Origin of the sequence: Pseudomonas sp. PONIH3 (assembly GCF_002934345.1) — a bacterium.
Lineage (GTDB): Bacteria > Pseudomonadota > Gammaproteobacteria > Pseudomonadales > Pseudomonadaceae > Aquipseudomonas > Aquipseudomonas soli.
This window is the reverse complement of record NZ_CP026386.1, coordinates 5,208,658-5,225,575: the sequence shown is the minus strand read 5'-3', so window position 1 is coordinate 5,225,575 and position 16,918 is coordinate 5,208,658. Positions and strand designations below refer to the sequence as shown.

The following is a 16,918-nucleotide window of genomic DNA, read 5'->3' as shown; positions in this document are numbered from 1 at the left end:
ATCCGGTAACATGGCCAGCTTTTTCATCGCGGGAGTTTTGGCAGTATGGCGCAGCAGTATCAACCGGGGCAACGCTGGATCAGCGACAGCGAGGCCGAGCTCGGTCTTGGGACCATCCTGGCGCAGGATGGCCGCCTGTTGACCGTGCTCTACCCGGCCACGGGCGACACCCGCCAGTACTCGCTACGCAATGCGCCGCTGACCCGCGTGCGTTTCTCGCCAGGCGACCTGATCACCCATTTCGAAGGCTGGAAGCTCACCGTGCAGGAGGTCGAGGACATCGACGGCCTGATGGTCTACCACGGCATCGACCCGCAGAACCAGCCGCGCACACTGCCCGAGACGCAGCTGTCCAACTTCATTCAGTTCCGCCTGGCCAGCGACCGCCTGTTCGCCGGGCAGATCGACCCGCTGTCGTGGTTCTCCCTGCGCTACAACACCCTGCAGCACACCAGCAAGCAGATGCTCTCCACGCTGTGGGGCCTGGGTGGCGTGCGCGCCCAACCTATCGCCCACCAGTTGCACATCGCCCGTGAAGTGGCCGACCGCATCGCTCCCCGCGTACTGCTGGCAGACGAAGTGGGCCTGGGCAAGACCATCGAGGCCGGCCTGGTCATCCACCGCCAGCTGCTGTCCGGTCGCGCCAGTCGCGTACTGATCCTGGTACCGGAAAACCTCCAGCACCAGTGGCTGGTGGAAATGCGCCGGCGCTTCAACCTGCAGGTTGCGCTGTTCGACGCCGAGCGCTTCATCGAAAGCGACGCCAGCAACCCGTTCGAGGATGCCCAGCTGGCGCTGGTGGCGCTGGAGTGGCTGGTCGAGGACGAAAAGGCCCAGGACGCGCTGTTCGCCGCCGGCTGGGACCTGATGGTGGTCGATGAGGCCCACCACCTGGTCTGGCACGAAGAGCAGGCCAGCCCCGAATACTCGCTGGTCGAGCAGCTGGCCCAGGTGATTCCCGGCGTGCTGCTGCTCACCGCCACGCCTGAACAGCTCGGCCAGGACAGCCACTTCGCCCGCCTGCGCCTGCTCGACCCCAACCGCTTCCACGACCTGGCCGCCTTCCGCGCCGAAAGCGAGCACTATCGCCCGGTGGCCGAAGCCGTACAGGAGTTGCTCGACGAAGGCCGTCTGTCGCCGAACGCTCACGCCACCATTCAGGGCTTCCTCGGCGCCGAAGGCGAAGCACTGCTGGCCGCAGTCAGCGATGGCGACAGCCAGGCCAGCGCGCGCCTGATCCGCGAACTGCTCGACCGCCACGGTACCGGCCGCGTTCTGTTCCGCAACACCCGTGCGGCGATCCAGGGCTTCCCCGAGCGCCAACTGCACCCCTACCCGCTGGCCAACCCCGAGGCCTACGCCGACCTGCCTTCGGGCGAGCGCGCCGAGCTGTACCCGGAAGTGGCCTTCCAGGCCCAGGGCGAAGCCGGCGACGACGAGCGCTGGTGGCGTTTCGACCCTCGGGTCGACTGGCTGATCGACACCCTGAAGATGCTCAAGCGCACCAAGGTCCTGGTGATCTGCGCCCACGCCGAGACCGCCATGGACCTGGAAGACGCCCTGCGCGTGCGCTCCGGCATCCCGGCCTCGGTGTTCCATGAAGGCATGAGCATCCTCGAGCGCGACCGCGCCGCCGCCTACTTCGCCGACGAAGAGTTCGGCGCCCAGGTGCTGGTGTGTTCCGAGATCGGCAGCGAAGGCCGCAACTTCCAGTTCGCCCATCACCTGGTGATGTTCGACCTGCCGGCCCACCCGGACCTGCTCGAGCAACGCATCGGCCGCCTCGACCGGATCGGCCAGAAGCACACGATCCAACTGCACATCCCGTACCTGCAGGACAGCCCGCAAGAGCGCCTGTTCCAGTGGTACCACGAAGGCCTCAACGCCTTCCTCAACACCTGCCCGACCGGCAACGCCCTGCAACATCAGTTCGGCCCGCGCCTGCTGCAACAGCTGGCCGGTGGCGACGACAAAGGCTGGACCCAGCTGGTCGGCGAGGCCCGCGCCGAACGCGAGCGCCTGGAGGCCGAGCTGCACACCGGTCGCGACCGCCTGCTGGAGCTCAACTCCGGTGGCGCAGGCGAAGGCCAGGCGCTGGTCGAGGCAATCCTTGAGCAGGACGACCAGTTCGCCCTGCCGATCTACATGGAAACCCTGTTCGACGCCTTCGGTATCGACAGCGAGGACCACTCGGAAAACGCCCTGATCCTCAAGCCAAGCGAGAAGATGCTCGACGCCAGCTTCCCGCTGGGTGACGACGAAGGCGTGACCATCACTTACGACCGCGGCCAGGCGCTGTCGCGCGAGGACATGCAGTTCCTCACCTGGGAGCACCCGATGGTCCAGGGTGGCATGGACCTGGTGTTGTCCGGCTCGATGGGCAACACCGCCGTGGCGCTGATCAAGAACAAGGCGCTCAAGCCCGGTACCGTGCTGCTCGAACTGCTCTATGTCAGCGAAGTGGTGGCACCGCGCAGCCTGCAGCTGGGGCGCTACCTGCCGCCGGCCGCGCTGCGCTGCCTGCTCGACACCAACGGCAACGACCTGGGTCCGCGGGTAGCCTTCGAAACCCTCAACGACCAGCTTGAAAGCGTGCCCAAGGCCAGCGCCAACAAGTTCATCCAGGCCCAGCGCGACGTGCTGGCCAAACGCATCGCCGCGGGCGAGGCCAAGGTCCTGCCAACCCACGACGAGCGCGTGGCCCAGGCCCGCCAACGCCTCGCCGCCGAAGCCGACGAGGAGCTGGCGCGCCTGACTGCGTTGAAGGCCGTCAACCCGAGCGTGCGCGACAGCGAGATCGACGCCCTGCGCAAGCAGCGCGAAGAGGGCCTGGCGGCGCTGGAAAAAGCGGCACTGCGCCTCGAGGCAATCCGGGTGCTCGTCGCCGGTTGATCCCATGGCGGTCATCGCGGGGCAAGCCCGCTCCCACAATTCCGGCCCGGAATTGCAGGGAGCAGGCTTGCCCCGCGCTCGTTACGGCCTGCAAACCATTCATTTAGACCATCTGGCTATTGCCTCCATATCCAAATGGTAGAAATCAAATTGCCATTAATCAGGAAGGCTTAGGTACCCGTTCCTATACTCCAGCAGGAACAGTCTCCATCCGTGCTTTTTGGGGACGAGTGAAGACTCGACGAAGAGGCCTGCAATGGAGTGGCTGGGACTGCAATTGTTCGCCGAGCTGCCGGCGACCGGACAGATCATCCTCGACTGCCGACACAACCCCTTCCTGGTGCTGCTTGCCTTCATCGTGGCCAGCGCCGCCTGTTTCGCCACCCTGGACATGAGCGAACGCCAGAGCCAATGCGAAGACCGCTTCGCCCGCCGCCAATGGCGTGTGCTCGGTGCCTGCTGCCTGGCCGGGGGCATCTGGGCAATGCATTTCATCAGCATGCTGGCCTTCCAGGCGCCCCTGGAAATCCACTTCGACGCCCCGCTGACCGGCCTGTCACTGCTGGTGGCGCTGCTGGCTGCCTGGCTGGCGATGAACAGCCTCAACCGCAGCCAGATGCGCCTGCGCCACTACCTGCAGACCGCGCTGTTCATCGGCCTGGGCATCAGTGTCATGCACTACACCGGCATGGCCGCCCTGCAGACCAGCGCCCAGCAGTACTACCAGACCGGCCTGCTCCTCGCCTCTATCGGCATCGCCGTGCTCACCAGCCTGGTGGCGCTGCTGATGGCGCGCTATTTCAACAAGGGCAGCGGCACCTTGCACCTGCTGCTCAAGTACGGCGCCAGCCTGTTGATGGCCGCAGGTATCGTCCTGACCCATTTCACTGGCATGGCGGCGATGACCCTGGTGATCCCCAGCGAGACCGCGCTGCGCCTGCCTTCGGCCGACAACAGCCTGCAACTGGCGCTGACCATCGCCGTCATCACGCTGCTGATCAGCGCTGGCAGCATCAGCGCGGCGTTGGCCGACAAGAAGCTGCAGAGCAAGGAGCACGACCTGCGCCGGGTCAACGTACTGCTCAGCCAGCTCGACCAGGCCCGTGCCTCGCTGCAGCAGGCCGCCCACTACGATGCCCTGACCAACCTGGTCAACCGCCGCGGCTTCAACCAGGTATTCGCCGAGCGCCTGGCCGAGCAGGCCGCCAATGAGGGCATGCTCGCGGTGATGTTCCTCGACATCGACCACTTCAAGCGGATCAACGACAGCCTCGGGCATGCCGCTGGCGACGAGCTTCTCAAGGTCATCGCCGACCATATCAAGGCGGCCACGCGCGGCCAGGACCTGGTGGCCCGCTTCGGTGGCGACGAGTTCTGCATCGTCACCAGCCTCAACAGCCGCGACGAGGCGCGCCACCTGGCCCAGCGCATCATGCAGCGCATGAAGGAGCCGATCGACCTGGCGGGCCGGCGCATGGTGATGACCACCAGCATCGGCATCAGCATCTTCCCCGACGACGGCCAGAGCACCGAGGAACTGCTGAAGAACGCCGACCTGGCGCTGTACCAGTCCAAAGGCTGCGGGCGCAACAGCCTGAACTTCTTCAACAACGGCCTGAAGACCCGCGCCACCCTCGAGCTGCAACTGGAAGAAGAACTGCGCGTGGCGTTGTTCGAAGAGCGCGGCCTGTGCGTGCACTACCAGCCGATCTTCGACCTGCGCAGCGGCCAGGTGGCCAAGCTCGAGGCCCTGGTGCGCTGGCAACACCCACAACATGGCCTGCTCAGCCCCGACCGTTTCATCTGTATTGCCGAAGCCAACGGCCTGATCGCCGAACTGGACCTGTGGGTACTGCGCCGGGCCTGTGAGGACCTGGCCCAGCTCAACCGCCATGGCTATGGCGATCTCAAGGTCACGGTGAACTGCTCGGCCCTCACCCTGGGCCGCGAGGAGCTCGCCACCGAGGTGGAAATGGCCTTGTTCCAGGCCGGCCTCGCGCCCCGCCAGCTGGAGCTGGAGGTCACCGAAAACGCCCTGATGGGCGACATCCACCACACCATCAGCCTGCTCAAGCACATCCGTGCCCAGGGCGTGGCGCTGTCGATCGATGATTTCGGCACCGGCTATTCATCGCTGGCGTACCTCAAGCGCCTGCCGCTGGACGTGCTGAAGATCGACCGCTCGTTCATCCAGGACGTGCCCGGCAGCCAGAAAGACCGCGAGATCGTCCAGGCGATCATCATCATGGCCCATACCCTGCACCTGAAAGTGGTCACCGAAGGCGTCGAGACTGTCGAGCAGCACGAATTCCTCGCCAGCCACGGCTGCGACTACCTGCAAGGCTACCTGCTCAGCCGCCCGGTGCCGCTGGCCGAGCTGCGGCCGATCCTCGAACGGCTAGGCCGCCAGCCGGGCGAGCTCAATCCTTGCTGCGATACAGCGCTACCAGGGTCGCCGGATCTTTTTGCAGATAACCCTGGCTACCGTGCAGGCGCATCAGTTGCGCGGCGAGGCCACTGAGCGGCGTCGCCGAGCCCTGCTCGCGGGAGAATTTCACTGCGGTGTCGAGATCCTTGAGCAAGGTGCGCACGTGCCACTTGACCGGCTCGAAGCGGCTTTCGGCCATTTGCGGGGCGAGGATCTGCAAGGGTTTCGAGTCGGCAAACCCGCCGGCCAGCGCCTCGGCGATCAGCCGTGCATCGACCCCTGACTGTTCAGCCAACGCCACCACTTCGGCGATCACTAACGCATTGCAAGCCACGATCATCTGGTTGCACGCCTTGGTCACCTGGCCGGCTCCCACCGCGCCCATGTGCGTCACCCGTTGGCCCAGGGTTTGCAGCACCGGGCGCGCTCGCTGCAGGTCGCTCGCCTCGCCCCCGACCATGATCGCCAGGGTGCCGGCCTCGGCCCCCGGCGTGCCGCCGGACACTGGAGCATCAAGCCAGGCCATGTCGCACAAAGCCGCCAGTTCCGCCGCCATCTCCCGAGTGGCAGTCGGCTCGAGGCTGGAGAAGTCCACCAGCAGTTGGCCACTGCGCCCGCCCCGGGCGATGCCCTGCTCACCGAACACCACCTCGCGCACCACCGCCGTGTCGGCCAGGCACAGCAGCACCATGTCCGCCGCCTGGCACAGCTCGGCAGGGCTGCCGGCCAGCTGGGCGCCGGCGGCAACCAGCTCGGCGCATTTATCCGGGCTGCGGTTCCACACGGTCAGCGGATAGCCCGCGGCCAGCAGCCGACGGCACATCGGCAGGCCCATCAGACCGATCCCGGCAAACCCCAACGAAGGCAACGCAGTACTCATGAGCAACTCCAGATTAAAGAAGCGTGACAAACGGACGATGCAATGCGGGTGAGAAAGGAAAAACCTTAGTCCGACTAAGGAAACCCCCTATCGCACAAGAAAAAGACGCACTGATAAAGTCGCGAAATTTCTCCGTGATGGCTAGATGACATGCATCACCGGGAAGCCAACCACTCCAGGCAAATGGCGCACTATGACCTCTACGAACACTTCTGCCAATGCGGCTCCCGAGCCCTCCCTCAGCACCCACTCGCTGACCGCCGGCGGTGCTCGAGACCTGCCCGCGGCGCGCAGCATGCCGGCTCAACAGTACCTGTACTTCACCGAGCAGGACATCCAGCGCATCCTCGACAACCTCGACGGCCTGCGCGACCTGGTATTTCCAGCCAACCTGCATGTCGAGGACGAGGACCAGTTGCGCCTGGAGCAGCAGTTCCCGTCGGTGTGCCTGATCGGCCTGGGCCGCTGCGGATCGAACATCGCCCTGGATGTGGCGGAGCTGGTGTACAACGCGCGCACCTTCTTCCTCAATGAGTACAACAACGAAGACCGTTTCAAGGGCGACGCGGGCTACAGCCCGGCACGCTGGATCCGCCAAAACCTGCGCCTGGTGCAGAACAAGGCCGCCAAACCAGTGTTCCTGGTAGAGCCGCTGGTGATGCTGGGCGACCTGGACAAGGACATCGCCGGGCGCATTCGCTTCTCGCGCAAGGGCGAGCGCGGCGGTTTTTTGCGCGACTACAGCAAGATGAAGATCATGGACCTGTCCGAGGTGCATGCCGGCGGCGCCGGCAACGCGCCGATCCTCGGCCAGTACCTGGCCAAGATCATCCTCAACAAGGACACCCAGCGCTTCTCCAGCGCCGACTGGAAGCTGATCCACTCGTACCTGATCGACTCCTGCGGCATCAAGGCCAACCAGTCGCGCCTGTACTTCTACATCTTCAGCGCCGGCGGCGGTACCGGCTCGGGCATGGCCTCGGAATTCGGCCTGGCCCAGCAGTATTCGTATATGAACAAGACCTTCGATACCAAGCCGGCCGACGAGAACGACGGCAAGAGCGGGCATTCGTTTGTGTTCGAGCCGATCTTCACCAGCGGTATCTGCGTGCTGCCCAATGCCTCCGATCACCGCAGCGAAATGTCCGAGGCGCTCCATATCAACGCCGGGCGCCTGCTGTGCAAATACCTGTCGGAGGAATGGGACTTCTCGTACAACTTCGACAATGAAGACAGCAGCGAGGCCAGCGTCATGGGCCGCATCCGCCCGTGGAACGCGATGATGCTGATCTCCAACGACATCATGCGCTACGCCGAGGAGAGCGACGACGGCACGATCCAGAACATCGACGTCAACGCCATGGAGAAGCACGCCAACCAGTACATCTCCCAGCAGATCTTCAACATCCTCACGGCGCAGGCGGTGACCACCGACTACGACCAGAACTACTTCCGCCGCGCCGGCATCGATATCGGCGAGACCATCCGCCTGGACGCCAACGACCTGTTCATGAGCCTGGCCGGCCCCGTGGCGATCGCCTATGCCGAGTCGGTGGTGCCGGAAGTGCCGCCGGCAGGGTCGGACAAGTTCAAGGTGTTCGAGCGTGAACAGCCGCGCCTGGACATCGACGACCTGTTCTTCCGCTCCATCGACCTGCCGCACTTCAACAAGCAGACCCAGGCCATCGAAGGCATCAGCCTGCTGCCGATCGAGTCGCGCCGCTACCGCGCCGCGCTGGAGCAATACCAGGCCTCGGGCTACGACGCCGCGGCGCTGCACGACCTGCACTTCTTCAAGAACTGTTCGTCGGTGGTGTCGATCGTCTCACTGCCCAAGGACTACAAGCTGTCGTACATGGACCTGAACCGGCTCAAGACCCACCTCAACAGCCTGTTCCCCAACACCACGCTCAAGCGCTATGCGCTGGTGATCGGCGCCTCGGCCAACCTGTCGCTGACCACCCTGATCGCCAAGAGCCCGTGCCTGTCGGACGATTTCCTCACGCTGATCGTGGCGTTCATCAAGCGTTGCTTCGCGCGCAACCCGTACCGCTTCGACGACACCATGGACAATGCGATCCTCGACTTCATCACCAGCGAGCACTTCGATGAGGACAGCATCGACGACCTGCTCAACGAGTTCGAGAACCCGGCGAAGATCCTCGACACCAACTGGTACGCGATCAAGCCGATGTACGAGAAGAAGTACCGCGAACTGATCAACGACAAGAGCCGCTTCGTCTCGATCAACGATATCCGCCTATCGCGCGAGTGCGTGAAGAAGGCGGTGAAGTACCTGCGCGAGATCTTCCGCCACCGCATCGGCAAGACCCGGGTGATTTCGCTGAACAGCCATACCGGGCGTGTGGACTACTGATTCAGTTGGGGCCGCAAAGCGGCCCTATTTACGCATCCCGTAAACTGTTACCGCCCCGCCGAATCACCCCGCCACTGTTACCAACTTCCACCTTACGTGAGCGTCAACGCGCACCATTGCGGAGCGTTTGCGCGTTTTCACGCACTAAAAAAGCCCGCGCTTATCCCGCTTTCTTCGTCTGGATCACGATGAACGGCGAAACCACCACCGCCCAGATCTCTGGATCGCGGGTTTGCAGGTCGAGCGCCTGCTCGGCGGAGACCGGCCCGACAGTGCCATCATTGCGCCACTTGGCGAAGATCTCGCCGCGATTCTCGGCCATCGCCTCGGCAACAGCGATCAGGTCGAGGCTGGGGTCGACCCAAATCAGGTCACCCTTGGCCCAGAAACGCTCCAGGGCTTTCCACTCGATGACGGCGGTCTCGCCGAGCAGTTTGGCATAGAGGGTGCTTACTTGATCAGTCATGGGTTTACCTGCGCAAAGATCGGCCAACAAAAAGGCCGGCATTTTTGCAGAAAAACCCGGTTTCAAATACGTAATTTGGTCGATCAGGCCCGAACTTGTGGGGGCGGGCCGGGAATACAGGCAAAGTGATGGCGCTTTTCTGTATCTTTATGTCGATCAAGCGACACCCCTTGAGACAGACGCTTTTCGCCCGCTTTTCAAGCGCTCGGACAGCGCTCTACACTGTACCGGTACAGTTCCGGGACATGTTCCGGGGGAAGGTGGGCTTACGGCATTGGCGTAGCCAGGCCGCAAATCCCGCCCGGTCTGTAGCCCTGGCCTCAGGACTATAAGAATTACAACAGAATGAGTGGAGCACTATGATCAAGATTTCCAAGCTGTTTGCCGCGATGGTTCTGGCCGGAGTCGCCAGCCATTCGTTTGCCGCCGACACCATCAAGATCGGCATCGCCGGTCCCAAGACCGGGCCGGTGACCCAGTACGGCGACATGCAGTTCGTTGGCGCCAAACAGGCAATCAAGGACATCAACGCCAAGGGCGGCGTCGATGGCAAGATGCTCGAAGCCAAGGAATACGACGACGCGTGCGACCCTAAACAAGCCGTGGCCGTCGCCAACAAAGTGGTCAACGATGGCGTCAAGTACGTGATCGGCCACCTGTGCTCCAGCTCCACCCAGCCTGCGTCCGACATCTACGAAGACGAAGGCGTGATCATGATCACCCCAGCCGCCACCTCCCCGGAAATCACCGCCCGTGGCTACAAGCTGATCTTCCGCACCATCGGCCTGGACAGCGCCCAAGGCCCGGCCGCCGGCAACTACATCGCCGACCACGTCAAGCCAAAGGTCGTTGCGGTGCTGCACGACAAGCAGCAGTACGGCGAAGGCATCGCCACCGCGGTCAAGACCACCCTGGAAGGCAAAGGCACCAAGGTCGCCGTCTTCGAAGGCCTGAACGCCGGTGACAAGGACTTCTCCTCGATCATCCAGAAACTCAAGCAGAACAACGTCGACTTCGTCTACTACGGCGGCTACCACCCGGAGCTGGGCCTGATCCTGCGCCAGGCACAAGAGAAAGGCCTGAAAGCCAAGTTCATGGGCCCGGAAGGCGTGGGTAACGACTCCATCTCGCAGATCGCCCAGGGCGCCTCCGAAGGCCTGCTGGTGACCCTGCCCAAGTCGTTCGACGCAGCACCTGAGAACAAGGCCATCGTCGACGCCATCAAGGCCGACGGCAAGGACCCAAGCGGTCCGTTCGTGTTCCCGGCCTACTCGGCTGTCGAACTGATCGCCCAGGGCATCAAGGCTGCCGGCTCCGAAGACACCGACAAGGTGGCCGCCGCCATTCACAAAGGCACCTTCAAGACCCCGACCGGCGACCTGTCGTATGACGACAAGGGCGACCTGAAAGACTTCAAGTTCGTGGTCTACGAATGGCACTTCGGCAAGCCGAAGACCGAAGTCTCCCCTCAGTAACTGCGTGACTAATAGCTGACCGAGAAGCCCACTGTGCGAGCAGTGGGCTTTGTTTTACGAGGTTCATGAACCTGATTCCCGCGATCCGGGAGCCGGTTCACCTGAAAATCTTAAAACCGTCACCCGCGGTTTCCTGGCCGTGCCCGCAAAAAGATCACGTGGCGAAGACCACGAGAACAAGGGGCCGGGGTCATCCCCCGCCAGAGAAATGCAAATCAGGTTTTTAGGAGCGCTGTAATGCCTGAGATCTACCATTTCCTACAACAACTGGTTAACGGATTGACCATCGGCAGTACCTACGCGCTGATCGCCATCGGTTACACGATGGTGTACGGCATCATCGGCATGATCAACTTCGCCCACGGCGAGGTGTACATGATCGGTTCCTACGTGGCCTTCATCGCCCTCGCCGGGCTGGCCATGATGGGCATCCACTCGTTGCCGATCCTGATGACCGTGGCCTTCGTCGCCACGATCTTCGTCACCAGTGCCTACGGCTACAGCATCGAACGGGTCGCCTACCGGCCGCTGCGCAACAGCAACCGGCTGATCCCGCTGATCTCCGCCATCGGCATGTCGATCTTCCTGCAGAACACCGTCCTGCTGTCACAGGACTCGAAAGACAAGTCCATCCCCAACCTGATCCCCGGTAGCTTCTCATTCGGCCCGGGGGGCGCTGAGGAAGTGCTGGTCTCGTACATGCAGATCCTGGTGTTCGTGGTGACCCTCGTCGCCATGACCTGCCTCACCCTGTTCATCTCCCGTTCCCGCCTGGGGCGCGCCTGCCGCGCCTGCGCCGAGGACATCAAGATGGCCAACCTGCTGGGCATCAACACCAACAACATCATCGCCCTGACCTTCGTCATCGGCGCCGCGCTGGCGGCGGTGGCGGCCGTGCTGCTGAGCATGCAGTACGGAGTCATCAACCCCAACGCCGGTTTCCTGGTGGGCCTCAAGGCCTTCACCGCGGCGGTACTGGGCGGCATCGGCAGCATCCCGGGCGCCATGCTCGGCGGGCTGGTGCTGGGCGTGGCCGAAGCGTTCGGCGCCGACATCTTCGGCGACCAGTACAAGGACGTGGTGGCATTCGGTCTTTTGGTTCTTGTCCTGCTGTTCCGGCCGACCGGCATCCTGGGCCGCCCGGAGGTTGAAAAAGTATGAACAGAAATCTCAAACAGGCGTTCTTCAGCGCCTTGCTGGTCTGGGCCGTGGCCTTCCCGGTGCTGGGCCTGAAACTCAGCATCGATGGCATCAGCCTGGTGGTGCATAGCCAGGGTTCGTTCACCATCGGCATCATCGCCGCGTGCTCGGTGCTGATGTTCCTGCGGGTCTTGTTCGACAAGCAGTGGAGCGCGGTGATGGGCCGCCGCTCGGAGCGCAAGCTGGTACCGCCTTCAGTGAGCAACTTCCTGACCCTGCCGAAAACCCAGCGCTGGGTGATCATGGGCCTGATCGTCGCCGCCCTGATCTGGCCGTTCTTCGGCTCCCGCGGCGCGGTCGACATCGCCACGCTGATCCTGATCTACGTGTTGCTGGGCCTGGGCCTGAACATCGTGGTCGGCCTTGCGGGCCTGCTCGACCTGGGTTACGTAGGTTTCTACGCCGTCGGCGCCTATAGCTACGCGATGCTCTCGCACTACCTGGGCTGGAGCTTCTGGGTGTGCCTGCCGATCGCCGGCCTGATGGCCGCGACCTTCGGCTTCCTGCTCGGCTTCCCGGTGCTGCGCCTGCGCGGTGACTACCTGGCGATCGTGACCCTGGGCTTCGGCGAGATCATCCGCCTGTTCCTGCGAAACCTCACCGACTGGACCGGCGGCCCCAACGGCATCAGCAACATCCCCAAGCCGGAGTTCTTCGGCCTGACCTTCGAGCGCCGCGCCGCCGAGGGGATGCAGACCTTCCACGAGTTCTTCGGGCTGGAATACAACTCGATCAACAAGGTCATCTTCCTCTACCTGGTCGCCCTGCTGCTGGCCCTGCTGGCGCTGTTCGTAATCAACCGCCTGCTGCGCATGCCGATCGGCCGTGCCTGGGAAGCGCTGCGTGAAGACGAGATCGCCTGCCGCGCGCTGGGCCTGAACCCTACCGTGATCAAGCTCTCGGCGTTCACCCTGGGTGCCTGCTTCGCCGGTTTCGCCGGCAGCTTCTTCGCCGCCCGCCAGGGCCTGGTGACACCGGAGTCGTTCACCTTCATCGAGTCGGCGATCATCCTCGCCATCGTCGTGCTGGGGGGCATGGGTTCGCAGTTGGGCGTGATTCTCGCGGCCATCGTGATGATCCTGCTGCCGGAGATGATGCGTGAGTTCAGCGAATACCGGATGCTGATGTTCGGTGCGCTGATGGTGTTGATGATGATCTGGCGTCCGCAGGGCCTGCTGCCCATGCAACGTCCGCACATGGAGCTGCCTCGATGAGCCGCGAAATTCTGCAAGTCAGCGGCCTGAGCATGCGCTTCGGCGGCTTGTTGGCGGTCAACGGCGTGGCCCTGACCGTCAAGGAAAAACAGGTGGTGGCACTGATCGGCCCGAACGGCGCCGGCAAGACCACCGTGTTCAACTGCCTGACCGGCTTCTACAAGCCCAGCGGCGGCACCATCCTGCTCGACGGCCAGCCGATCCAGGGCCTGGCCGGCCATCAGATCGCCCGCAAGGGCGTGGTGCGAACCTTCCAGAACGTGCGCCTGTTCAAGGAAATGACCGCGCTGGAAAACCTGCTGATCGCCCAGCACCGCCACCTCAACACCAACTTCTTCGCCGGCCTGTTCAAGACCCCGAGCTTCCGCCGCAGCGAGAAGGAGGCCATGGAGCGCGCCCAGTACTGGCTGGAGAAGGTCAACCTGACCGAGTTCGCCAACCGTACCGCCGGCACCCTGGCCTACGGCCAGCAACGGCGCCTGGAAATCGCCCGCTGCATGATGACCCAACCGCGGATCATCATGCTCGACGAACCGGCCGCCGGCTTGAACCCCAAGGAGACCGAGGACCTCAAGGCCCTCATCGCCTACCTGCGCGAATCGCACAACGTGACCGTGCTGCTGATCGAGCACGACATGAAGCTGGTGATGAGCATTTCCGACCACATCGTGGTGATCAACCAGGGCACGCCCCTGGCCGACGGCACGCCGGAAGAGATTCGCGGCAACCCTGATGTGATCAAGGCCTACCTGGGGGAGGCGTAAATGCTGAAGTTCGAGAACGTTTCCACCTTCTACGGCAAGATCCAGGCGCTGCACAGCGTCAACGTCGAGATCAACCAGGGCGAGATCGTCACCCTGATCGGCGCCAACGGCGCCGGCAAGTCGACCTTGCTGATGACCCTGTGCGGCTCGCCCCAGGCGAGCAGCGGCAGCATCAAGTACCTGGGCGAGGAACTGGTCGGCCAACCGTCGTCGCACATCATGCGCAAGAGCATCGCGGTAGTGCCGGAAGGTCGCCGCGTGTTCGCCCGCCTGACCGTCGAGGAAAACCTGGCCATGGGCGGCTTCTTCACCAACAAGGGCGACTACCAGGAGCAGTTGGACAAGGTCCTGCAACTGTTCCCGCGTCTGAAGGAGCGTTACATCCAGCGTGGCGGCACCATGTCCGGTGGCGAGCAGCAGATGCTGGCCATCGGCCGGGCGCTGATGAGCAAGCCCAAGCTGCTGTTGCTGGACGAACCATCGCTGGGCCTCGCGCCGATCATCATCCAGCAGATCTTCGACATCATCGAACAGCTGCGCCGCGATGGCGTGACCGTGTTCCTGGTGGAGCAGAACGCCAACCAGGCGCTGAAGATCGCCGACCGCGCCTATGTGCTGGAGAACGGCAAGGTGGTGATGCAGGGTACCGGTGAAGCGTTGCTGACCGACCCGAAGGTACGCGATGCGTACCTGGGGGGTTGAATGATCAAAGGGCCTTCGGGCCCTTTTTTCTTGCGCCGCGATGAGGCCGTGCCTCTTGTAGAGGCCCGGCAGGCTCGGTAACGTGACCGGCACTTTTTGCCCGAACACCGGAGCCCGCCTGATGCGCCTCACCCCTTCCCTGCTGCTCACCGCCCTGCTGCCGCTGTTCGCAGGCTGCCAGATGCTGGCCGAAAAACCGGTCGACCCGAACCTGGGCACCACCCGTCTGCAAGGCGAACTGAGTGCGGCCGGCGGCCATCTGCTGTTCAAACCCTGCAACGAGAGCCGCCGCTTCATCGTCAACGACGCTGCCAGCACCGGCATCCTGCAAGAGGCCGCCACCCTGGCCGACGACGCCGGTGACAAGCTGTTTGCCGATGTCCGCGCGCGCATGGCCGGCAGCAAGCAGGCAGGCAGCGACGGCCAGCTCGACGTGACCCGCCTGTACCGCCTCGACACCTCCGAGTACCGCGGCTGCGAAGACCCCAACTTCAAGCAGTTGACCCTGCGCGCCGGTGGCCATGAGCCGGACTGGGACATCAAGGCCAGCGGCAAGGGCATGGTGCTCAACCGCATCGGCCAGGAGCCGTTGCCATTGCCTTACCTGGAAGAAGCGCTGCCCGGCGGCGGCCTGAGCCTGTCCAGCGAGGCCAACGGCCAGCGTGTCGAACTGTGGGTCGCGCCACAGCGCTGCGTCGACGGCGCCACCGGCGCCATCCGTCACCTCAAGGCCGAGCTGCGCATCGACGGCAAGACCCTGCAGGGCTGCGCCTACTACGGCGGCGCCCGCGACCTCTGATCACCGGGTGCTTTTATCCTGCCAGTCGGGGCGGCTAACAGCTTATACTTGGCGGTTTGTGTAAAGCCGCCGGCCGCCCATGGCCGGGATACTGGACCCTGCCATGCTACGAATCACCGAACTGAAGCTGCCCCTGGACCACTCCGACGACGAGCTGCGCGCCGCCATCGTCCAGCGCCTGGGCATCAGCGATGAGCAACTGCTCGGTTTCACCCTGTTCAAGCGCAGCTACGATGCGCGCAAGAAGAACAGCGAGCTGCTGTTCATCTACACCATCGACCTTGAAACCAGCAACGAAGACGAACTGCTGCGCCGCTTCGAAAGCGACGCCAAGATCGGCGTGGCCCCGGACGTCAGCTACAAGTTCGTCGGCCAGGCCCCGGCCGAGCTGCCTGCGCGCCCGATCGTGGTCGGCTTCGGCCCCTGCGGCATCTTCGCCGGGCTGCTGCTGGCGCAGATGGGTTTCAAACCGATCGTGCTCGAGCGCGGTAAAGAGGTGCGCCAGCGTACCAAGGACACCTGGGGCCTGTGGCGCAAGAGCGTGCTCAACCCCGAATCCAACGTACAGTTCGGCGAAGGCGGCGCCGGGACCTTCTCCGACGGCAAGCTGTACAGCCAGATCAAGGACCCGAACCACCACGGGCGCAAGGTGCTGGAAGAGTTCGTCAAAGCCGGCGCGCCCGACGAGATCCTCTACATCAACAAGCCGCACATCGGTACCTTCCGCCTGACCAGCATGGTCGAGAAGATGCGCGAGGAAATCATCACCCTGGGCGGTGAGGTACGCTTCGAGCAGAAGGTCACCGACCTGCTGGTGGACGGCGAGCAGCTCACCGGCGTGGTACTGCAGAGCGGTGAACAGTTGCACTCGCGGCATGTGGTGCTGGCCCTGGGGCACAGTGCCCGCGACACCTTCCGCATGCTCCACGCCAAGGGAGTTTTCATGGAGGCCAAGCCGTTCTCGGTCGGCTTCCGTATCGAGCATCCGCAGTCACTGATCGACAAGGCACGCCTGGGCAAGTATGCCGGCCATCCGAAACTCGGCGCCGCCGACTACAAGTTGGTGCACCACGCCAAGAACGGACGTTCGGTCTACAGCTTCTGCATGTGCCCGGGTGGTACCGTGGTCGCCGCCACCAGCGAGCCTGGCCGTGTGGTGACCAATGGCATGAGCCAGTACTCGCGCAATGAGCGCAACGCCAACTCCGGCATCGTAGTCGGTATCGACCCCGAGCGCGACTACCCGGGTGGCCCGCTGGCCGGTATCGAGCTGCAGGAGCGCCTGGAAGCCCATGCCTACGTGATGGGCGGCAGCAACTACCAGGCACCGGCGCAGTTGGTCGGTGACTTCGTCGCCGGGCGCCCATCCACCGCGCTGGGCAGCGTCGAGCCGTCGTACAAACCGGGCGTGACCCTGGGCGACCTGGCACCGAGCCTGCCGGACTTCGCCATCGAGGCGATCCGTGAAGCGCTGCCGGCCTTCGACCGCCAGATCAAGGGCTACAACCTGCACGACGCGGTGCTGACCGGCATCGAAACCCGCACCTCGTCGCCACTGCGCATCACCCGTGACGCCAGCTTCCAGAGCCTCAACCTCAAGGGCCTGTTCCCGGCAGGTGAAGGCGCAGGCTACGCCGGCGGCATCCTGTCCGCTGGTGTCGACGGGATTCGCATCGCCGAAGCGGTGGCACGGGATATCCTCGGGCTGAACGACTAACCCG

General features: G+C 63.7%; 12 protein-coding genes. 10 read left to right on the top strand and 2 right to left on the bottom strand.

The features are described from left to right. Positions 1-45: 45 nt before the first annotated feature. Both rapA and C3F42_RS24190 read left to right on the top strand, forming a co-directional pair. Positions 46-2,892 carry an RNA polymerase-associated protein RapA gene (gene rapA, locus C3F42_RS24195; protein WP_094012557.1) on the top strand — a complete coding sequence of 949 codons (2,847 nt, stop codon included), beginning with the start codon at positions 46-48 and terminating at the stop codon, positions 2,890-2,892. A 256-nt stretch (positions 2,893-3,148) separates the two neighbouring features. Then, entirely contained in the window at positions 3,149-5,413 is a 2,265-nt protein-coding gene (locus C3F42_RS24190; protein ID WP_038706645.1) for a bifunctional diguanylate cyclase/phosphodiesterase, read from the top strand. Here C3F42_RS24190 and C3F42_RS24185 read toward each other — a convergent pair. Then, positions 5,313-6,200, bottom strand: a complete 888-nt coding sequence (locus C3F42_RS24185; protein WP_094012558.1) for an NAD(P)-dependent oxidoreductase — start codon at positions 6,198-6,200, stop codon at positions 5,313-5,315. The genes C3F42_RS24190 and C3F42_RS24185 overlap by 101 nt on opposite strands. Positions 6,201-6,495: 295 nt before the next feature. Here C3F42_RS24185 and C3F42_RS24180 point away from each other — a divergent pair, with 295 nt between their 5' ends. Then, positions 6,496-8,577, top strand: coding sequence for a hypothetical protein (locus C3F42_RS24180; protein WP_371041630.1), 2,082 nt, complete (start codon positions 6,496-6,498; stop codon positions 8,575-8,577). 160 nt (positions 8,578-8,737) lie between these two features. Here the strand turns inward: C3F42_RS24180 and C3F42_RS24175 are convergent, their stop codons facing one another. After that, positions 8,738-9,043, bottom strand: coding sequence for a DUF2288 domain-containing protein (locus C3F42_RS24175; RefSeq protein ID WP_094012559.1), 306 nt, complete (start codon positions 9,041-9,043; stop codon positions 8,738-8,740). 359 nt (positions 9,044-9,402) lie between these two features. Here C3F42_RS24175 and C3F42_RS24165 point away from each other — a divergent pair, with 359 nt between their 5' ends. The 7 genes from C3F42_RS24165 to C3F42_RS24130 all read left to right on the top strand — a co-directional run bounded on the left by C3F42_RS24165 (position 9,403) and on the right by C3F42_RS24130 (position 16,914). Continuing rightward, positions 9,403-10,518 (top strand): branched-chain amino acid ABC transporter substrate-binding protein, encoded by a 1,116-nt coding sequence (locus tag C3F42_RS24165; RefSeq protein ID WP_038706647.1) that lies wholly within the window; start codon positions 9,403-9,405, stop codon positions 10,516-10,518. Between the two features lie 237 nt (positions 10,519-10,755). Next, positions 10,756-11,679: a high-affinity branched-chain amino acid ABC transporter permease LivH gene (gene livH / locus C3F42_RS24155; protein WP_028692119.1), complete on the top strand. Its 924-nt coding sequence runs from the start codon at positions 10,756-10,758 to the stop codon at positions 11,677-11,679. Next, positions 11,676-12,932: a high-affinity branched-chain amino acid ABC transporter permease LivM gene (locus C3F42_RS24150; protein WP_094012560.1), complete on the top strand. Its 1,257-nt coding sequence runs from the start codon at positions 11,676-11,678 to the stop codon at positions 12,930-12,932. The genes livH and C3F42_RS24150 overlap by 4 nt, the downstream gene beginning before the upstream one ends. Further along, positions 12,929-13,696 (top strand): high-affinity branched-chain amino acid ABC transporter ATP-binding protein LivG, encoded by a 768-nt coding sequence (livG, locus tag C3F42_RS24145; protein WP_023631159.1) that lies wholly within the window; start codon positions 12,929-12,931, stop codon positions 13,694-13,696. The genes C3F42_RS24150 and livG overlap by 4 nt, the downstream gene beginning before the upstream one ends. Beyond that, positions 13,697-14,398, top strand: coding sequence for an ABC transporter ATP-binding protein (locus tag C3F42_RS24140; RefSeq protein WP_023631160.1), 702 nt, complete (start codon positions 13,697-13,699; stop codon positions 14,396-14,398). 121 nt (positions 14,399-14,519) lie between these two features. Next, positions 14,520-15,197 carry a COG3650 family protein gene (locus tag C3F42_RS24135; protein WP_094012561.1) on the top strand — a complete coding sequence of 226 codons (678 nt, stop codon included), beginning with the start codon at positions 14,520-14,522 and terminating at the stop codon, positions 15,195-15,197. 103 nt (positions 15,198-15,300) lie between these two features. After that, the gene (locus C3F42_RS24130; protein ID WP_038706648.1) at positions 15,301-16,914 is read left to right on the top strand and encodes an NAD(P)/FAD-dependent oxidoreductase; all 1,614 of its coding nucleotides are present in this window, start codon (positions 15,301-15,303) and stop codon (positions 16,912-16,914) included. Positions 16,915-16,918: the final 4 nt, after the last annotated feature.

Excerpts from the sequence above, each read along its gene's own strand:
- rapA (WP_094012557.1), top strand. The coding sequence starts at position 46 with ATGGCGCAGCAGTATCAACCGGGGCAACGCTGGATCAGCGACAGCGAG.
- C3F42_RS24190 (WP_038706645.1), top strand. The coding sequence starts at position 3,149 with ATGGAGTGGCTGGGACTGCAATTGTTCGCCGAGCTGCCGGCGACCGGA.
- C3F42_RS24185 (WP_094012558.1), bottom strand. The coding sequence starts at position 6,200 with ATGAGTACTGCGTTGCCTTCGTTGGGGTTTGCCGGGATCGGTCTGATG.
- C3F42_RS24180 (WP_371041630.1), top strand. The coding sequence starts at position 6,496 with ATGCCGGCTCAACAGTACCTGTACTTCACCGAGCAGGACATCCAGCGC.
- C3F42_RS24175 (WP_094012559.1), bottom strand. The coding sequence starts at position 9,043 with ATGACTGATCAAGTAAGCACCCTCTATGCCAAACTGCTCGGCGAGACC.
- C3F42_RS24165 (WP_038706647.1), top strand. The coding sequence starts at position 9,403 with ATGATCAAGATTTCCAAGCTGTTTGCCGCGATGGTTCTGGCCGGAGTC.
- livH (WP_028692119.1), top strand. The coding sequence starts at position 10,756 with ATGCCTGAGATCTACCATTTCCTACAACAACTGGTTAACGGATTGACC.
- C3F42_RS24150 (WP_094012560.1), top strand. The coding sequence starts at position 11,676 with ATGAACAGAAATCTCAAACAGGCGTTCTTCAGCGCCTTGCTGGTCTGG.
- livG (WP_023631159.1), top strand. The coding sequence starts at position 12,929 with ATGAGCCGCGAAATTCTGCAAGTCAGCGGCCTGAGCATGCGCTTCGGC.
- C3F42_RS24140 (WP_023631160.1), top strand. The coding sequence starts at position 13,697 with ATGCTGAAGTTCGAGAACGTTTCCACCTTCTACGGCAAGATCCAGGCG.
- C3F42_RS24135 (WP_094012561.1), top strand. The coding sequence starts at position 14,520 with ATGCGCCTCACCCCTTCCCTGCTGCTCACCGCCCTGCTGCCGCTGTTC.
- C3F42_RS24130 (WP_038706648.1), top strand. The coding sequence starts at position 15,301 with ATGCTACGAATCACCGAACTGAAGCTGCCCCTGGACCACTCCGACGAC.